Annotated in this window: 3 protein-coding genes; 1 reads left to right on the top strand and 2 read right to left on the bottom strand. The window is 56.4% G+C overall.

The window, feature by feature from the left end:
* Window positions 1-1,127 (top strand): hypothetical protein (locus ACN4F8_RS17115; RefSeq protein ID WP_419474670.1); only part of this gene is annotated, 1,127 nt, incomplete at its 5' end.
* A gap of 442 nt (window positions 1,128-1,569) precedes the next feature.
* On the opposite strand, the gene ACN4F8_RS17110 is transcribed toward ACN4F8_RS17115, so the two are convergent.
* Entirely contained in the window at window positions 1,570-2,433 is an 864-nt protein-coding gene (locus ACN4F8_RS17110; RefSeq protein WP_419474669.1) for a ComEC/Rec2 family competence protein, read from the bottom strand.
* Window positions 2,433-3,098, bottom strand: coding sequence for a hypothetical protein (locus tag ACN4F8_RS17105; RefSeq protein WP_419474668.1), 666 nt, complete (start codon window positions 3,096-3,098; stop codon window positions 2,433-2,435). Before ACN4F8_RS17105 ends, ACN4F8_RS17110 begins: the two co-directional genes overlap by 1 nt.
* Window positions 3,099-3,492 lie beyond the last annotated feature (394 nt).

The raw sequence follows: 3,492 nt of genomic DNA, 5'->3' as shown, positions 1-3,492 counted from the left end.
TCAAGGCCTGCATTCACCAGCAAATATCGCGAGGTGCCCCCGCCAAGCTCACTGCGGCACTGGCACGGTTCAGCGACGAGGACTCCCCAGAGGGGGCGCTGGCTGACTCTTTGGCCTCGCGGCTTGAGGCCGCACAGCTCACAAATGCCGGAGACGAGTTCAAGCACCTCGGTCTTTTGACGGGCCTGAGCTACTCTGAACTGCGCAGACCCGTAAGCGAAAAAGGACACTGGGTTTTCATCGCATCAGGAATCCCAGGTCCAGAGCGGCACGAAATCCTTTGCGGCGTCAGCGCCGTCACGCATGAGGTCCGCTTGGAGATGTCGCAGTATCTGCAAAACCATCATGAGAGCGATGCGCAGGTGCGCTTCGCAGAGGACGACCACTGGTTCCGGATATCACTGGAGCAGCCACATCACCGTGGCGGCACCAGGCAAATACAGTTCTCACGATGCCAGGCAGACGAGAAGGGGCTCCAGTGGTGCTCGGCCACATGGCTGGACCGATTCTTCATCGACTGGTTGATTGAGGACGCACGTACTCAAGCAAACTTCGTTGTGGGATTTGATGGAGCAATTGAGCCGAAAGCGCTTCGCAATCTTCAGCTTGTGGTCATGCGTCCAGAAGATGCTTCATCAAGCCATCCGACCGCTGACTCACCCAGTGCAGATGACTCGGCCAAAGGACCACACGAACTTCCCGTGTTCGTGAAGTCACTTGAGCTTGACGATTTTCTAAGCGACCGGCTGGAAGCCTTTTCCCGTGAAGGAAACGGCCATTCCGTCGCGTTGAATTGGTTGACCGCTGACGTCTGGCCTCACCTCTTTCCTCATCTTCCGCCTTGGCCATTGGAGTACTGGCAGTGGAAGCCCTGCGCAAGCTCAATTCGCCTGGATTTGAACCTCCCTCCAGCTCTGTTGCGCCAAGCCATCAAGAACGGCTTCACACCCCGTTTTGGACCAGTTCTTTCCATAGAACTTCATGAGAAGCTTCCGGACGGCAGCTCGAAAAGAGCACCTTGGAGTGCGAGGAGCATCGAGACGGCTCAGGCACGTCTTGAGGGGATGAAGTCGCAGTTCCAAGACCAGTACGAACAGTACTTGGCAGCCAGTCGACTGGCGAACTGAACCCTTTTTTTCATACGAGCGGCATCGGGTATTGGCCCCGGGGTCTGATGTTGCTCGCTCTTTTTTCCCGGGACCAGGAGCACTAAATGAAGAACATGACCCTTGAGAACGGACCCAGCAAGACCGGCAATCCTTCTGGCGGTGGGCGCGGGAACAACCCGCCGCGCAAGTAAGTGACATGGAGCCCCAATGGTTGACCACCGGGGCTCCATCAGCAGCCATGCATCTTTGATGGGGGAGGGCACTCCTGGCCGCATAACGCAGAACATCCTCTCTACGTTGTCGAACTGGCCTCATGAGAGCAGGGCCCGCGCGCTCCTCCCCGCCGGAGGGCGTGGAGGAGTTCTTCCTTGGAGAGGCACGACCAGGTGAGACCTGGGCAGGTATGGTGCTACCAATTGTAGAAACAACACCTAAGAATTTAAAATCCAACTCTGGAGTTTCAGCTGACCGAGCAACCGCCGTTGGCCCAGGCGAAGTGAATGTCTCCATCCTTGCGCGTTGTGAGCACACTGCGCGAAACACCTTGCGCCCGGAAATTTGTAATGCCTGTCGTCTTGGAGGCGTAGTAGTTGGTTGTTTCTTGGGTGGCGTACTGCTTGTAGTCGTCGGAAATGACAACTAACTGCGGGCGACACCCGTAGGAATCGAACATCTCGGGGCAAACGCCATTGGCCCTGCCGTGGTGTGACGCCATCAGCACATTGATGTTCGGAACAATCTGGCGGAAACGGACATTGGTAGCCAGCAGGTGCTCGAACCCGTCGCACTCCATGTCCCCCGAGAACAGGAAAGAGGTGCCGTAAACCGTCAGGTACAACACCAAGCTGAGGTTGTTCTCATCCTCGAACATCGGGTAGCTGTTAAAGAAGTACTCCATTGATACACCCTGGAACTTAGGAACGGATTTCCCGTTATCACCCACCAAGCCGAACGCACCAAGGCTCCGCACCAACGTGTCAATGCCTTTGCCCATGCCGTCCTCGCTCTTGAGTATTCGAATGGTCTCAGGCGATACAGTTGTGTTCCGGGCAATCCAGTCTACGTAGATGCCCTGAGCGAGCAAGTCTGGGTAGCCCGAGACGTGGTCTTCGTCGTAGTTGGTCACTACAAGTTGCTCGAGAAACGTCACACCTAGTCCGCGAAGGTGCTGCCCTGGGTACCAGCCTTGAGATGCGTTGTGACCGCAGTCGATGAGCACCCGCCGAAAGCCACCAAAGCCTGCCGGAGTGGTCAGGAGCGCGCAGCCACCGTGCTCGACGTCGAAGACCTGCAGTAGTGCATCGTTTACAGGGAGTACCGCCATCAATTGCTCTTGCTGTGCGCGTACGAGGTGAAAACTTCTACGGCGTAGTGGCGGAAGAACTTGAGGTAGCGGAAGGTCATTCCGAAACCAACTGCCAATGCTGCCAAGGACCACTGAAGGTGGGGCTCCGGCCCGCCGTTCCAGCTGTAGGACCAGTAAAGCAGCGCCGCGTCCAAGAAAGCGACGAGCGCCGTGTTGCGACAGAAGCCATAGAGATTCAGGAAATTGTCGAGTCGGTTCATGACAACCGCGTCGGAGCGGGCCCGTCCATAGGCGGCCCAAAACATCGACTCACCGGGACCCGTGACGCCCTCCAAAGTAGCCTTTTCAATTGCTCGTTTCCTGGTCTCTTCGGGCAGCTCCTTGAAGTAGCCGGGCATGCAGGCTCGCAGCCAGCCCGGCGCGTTTACGCGGCCGAAGACCACGTCGCGAGGGAAGCCGAGCAACTTCCCGACGAGCAGTCGCTCGAAAAAGAAAGACGAGCAGCTTGCAACAAGTTGACCAACCGCATAAGCGCTGGCGACTGCAACAACGCCCTGCACGATGGTCCATGAGTCTCTTGCCAACAGTCCCGTGCCTGCGACCTGGTCAGCCACAAACAGCAACAGGAAACCCGCCGACAAATACGCCCAAAAATCGTAAGAGGTGAACGGGATTTTTTCCATGGGTTACCTTCGACTTCAAAGTTTACCGACCTAGGGCACACCAAGCCTAGGTCAGTGCGCTGCATGCACAGAACTGTAGACAGTGATGGGATTGAGAGCAGTCTTGGCGAACTGTGCAGCGGTATATTGGTTGTATGAAGACTTGGCGACCGCTAAGCGGCGACCAACATTCGCGGAGTGCCAAAGAAATTCAAGGGGGACATTAGTGACACTGCACCACACTCGTACTCAACGACCAGTTGGTCAGGGCTTTTTTCACATCGGGACGGTGAACCCCCAAAAGGGGAACTCAATTAAGGCTACGCTGAACAAGTTGAGAGGTGGCGCGAGGTTTGCATGTATCGAGACACCAGAGACACGAAGGTGAAGATGAAACAGCAAACCCTGGCGATGG

Source organism: Hydrogenophaga sp. (assembly GCF_048549895.1).
Classification (GTDB): Bacteria; Pseudomonadota; Gammaproteobacteria; order Burkholderiales; family Burkholderiaceae_C; genus Hydrogenophaga.
Note: the sequence above shows the minus strand (reverse complement) of the source record. Positions and strands in the feature narration are given on the sequence as shown.

Coding starts and splice junctions, on each gene's coding strand:
- ACN4F8_RS17110 (WP_419474669.1), bottom strand. CDS start 2,433: ATGGCGGTACTCCCTGTAAACGATGCACTACTGCAGGTCTTCGACGTC.
- ACN4F8_RS17105 (WP_419474668.1), bottom strand. CDS start 3,098: ATGGAAAAAATCCCGTTCACCTCTTACGATTTTTGGGCGTATTTGTCG.